This window comes from Protofrankia sp. CiP1_Cm_nod2, from assembly GCF_920664355.1.
Lineage (GTDB): Bacteria > Actinomycetota > Actinomycetes > Frankiales > Frankiaceae > Protofrankia.
Genome location: NZ_CAKKTL010000349.1, coordinates 2,165 through 4,221 on the forward strand (window position 1 = coordinate 2,165; position 2,057 = coordinate 4,221).

1 protein-coding gene is annotated in these 2,057 nt (G+C 72.5%); it reads right to left on the reverse strand.

Annotated features, from left to right (window positions below):
* Positions 1-632 (reverse strand): TetR/AcrR family transcriptional regulator (locus NBW84_RS23090; RefSeq protein ID WP_445548832.1); only part of this gene is annotated, 632 nt, incomplete at its 3' end.
* Positions 633-2,057: the final 1,425 nt, after the last annotated feature.

Consider the following 2,057-nt stretch of genomic DNA (forward strand, 5'->3'; position numbering starts at 1 on the left):
TCGACCGCGGCGCGGGCGACGGCGCGCATCTCGTCGTCGGAGATGGTCCGGGTGCCGAAGCAGCTCCTTCCCTCCAGCGAGCCGGTCAGCAGGGCGGCGAGCTGTTCCGCCGCCGCCACCGGGTCTCCCGCCCGCAGCCGGCCGGCCAGCGCCAGCCGGGCCAGCCGGTCGGCGAGCGCCTCGGTGACCGGGTTCGTCGCCCGCCCCTGGATGATGTCGAGCAGGTCGGGGAACTGACTGATCTCGGCGTACAGCAGCCGCCGCAGCGCCCAGCCCCGCTCGTCGCAGAAACACCGGACCAGGTGGTAGCCGACGTCCTCCAGGGCGGTGCGGACGTCGCCGTCGAGGTCGCGCAGCCGGTCGACCGCGGCCAGGTTCTTCGCCAGCGCCTTGTCGGCCTCGGCGGCGATGGACGCGCGCAGCAGGGCCTGCTTGTCACCGAAGTGGTTGTAGATCGTGTGCTTGGCGACCCGCGCCTCAGCCGCTATGACGTCCAGGGTCGCCTGGGCGTATCCCTCCCGGGCGAAGACCGTGAACGCGGTGCCCAGAATGGCCGCCCGCCGGTCGGCGTGCCCACGCCTGCCGCTCGCCTGTCCGCTGGCTGGCCGGCCGGCGCTCACGGTCCCGCTCATGGCCTCACAGTACCGGCTGCCCTTGTGCCCTCCCCGGGACAGCCGCAACGTTGGGAACGTTGTGGTGCTGTAAAGTGCACTCGCACGTGCACAATAATCCTCACTGGAGGGCACTATGGCGGACGCGTCCCAGGCGCACGACCGGTTCGGCCCTCCGCTCCGACGGCTGATCGCCGTGGTCCTGCTCGGCGGGATCATGGGCATCCTGGACGGGTCGGTGGTCGCCGTCGGCGTCGACACCCTCGCTACCCGGTTCCACACGTCGCTGAGCACGATCGGCTGGGTCTCCACCGGCTACCTGCTGGCCCTCACCGTCGCCATCCCGGTCACCACCTGGGCGGTGGACCGGTTCGGCGCCCGGCGGCTGTGGCTGGCCGCCCTCGTCGCGTTCCTGGCCGCGTCCCTCGCCTCCGGGCTCGCCTGGGACATCGCCAGCCTGATCGTCTTCCGGGTCGCCCAGGGCCTGGCGGCCGGCGTCCTCGACCCGCTGGTACTGACCCTGCTGGCCCGCGCCGCCGGCCCCCGCCGGGCCGGGCGGGTCATGGGCCTGATGGGCATGGTGCTCTCGACCGGGCCGGTGCTCGGCCTGATCGTCGGCGGGATCGTCCTGGCGAACCTCTCCTGGCGGTGGATGTTCCTGATCAACCTGCCGATCGGGATCGTGGCGCTGGCCGGCGCCATACGGTCGATACCGCCCGACCCGCCGCAAGCGGGGGAGCGCCTCGCCCACCTCGACGTCGTCGGCGTCGCCCTGATCGGGCCCGGGTTCGCGGCCGTCGTGCTGGGCCTGACGCAGGCCGCCGAGCGCACCACCGTCGCCGCCTGGCAGGTGCTCGTCCCTCTCACCGCGGCCGTGGCGCTGCTCGCCGGGTACGGCCTGCACGCGCTGCGGGCGCCGTCCCCGCGCCGCGCGCCGCATCGCACACCGCCGCTGATCGACCTGCGGCTGTTCGCCCACCCCGGGTTCGTCGCGAGCGTCGCGATCATGATGCTGGTTGGCCTGACGATGTTCGCGAACCTCTTCGTGCTGCCGCTCTACTACCAGCAGCAGCACGGGCGGGGCACGCTCGCGTCCGGGCTGCTGGTCGCCCCCTTCGCGGTTGCCGCGGTCATCGCCATGCCGCTGTCCGGACGGCTGTCCGACCGGCTCGGCGCCCGCGCCCTCGTCCGTGGCGGAGCGGTCGTCACGGCGCTCGGCGAGCTGGCCTTCACCCGGATCGGCGGGCACACCAGCGAGGTGTGGCCCGCGCTCGCCGCCTTCGCCGTCGGCGCCGGCCTGAGCTTCGTCGGCGCGCCGACCATGGGATCGCTCTACCGGGCCCTGCCCGCGGCATCGGTGCCCCAGGGCAGCTCGGTACACATCTCCGAGCCCACGAGACAAGAGGCAATTCTCGTATTCCGCTCTTCCTCTTGAAAAAAAAAAAA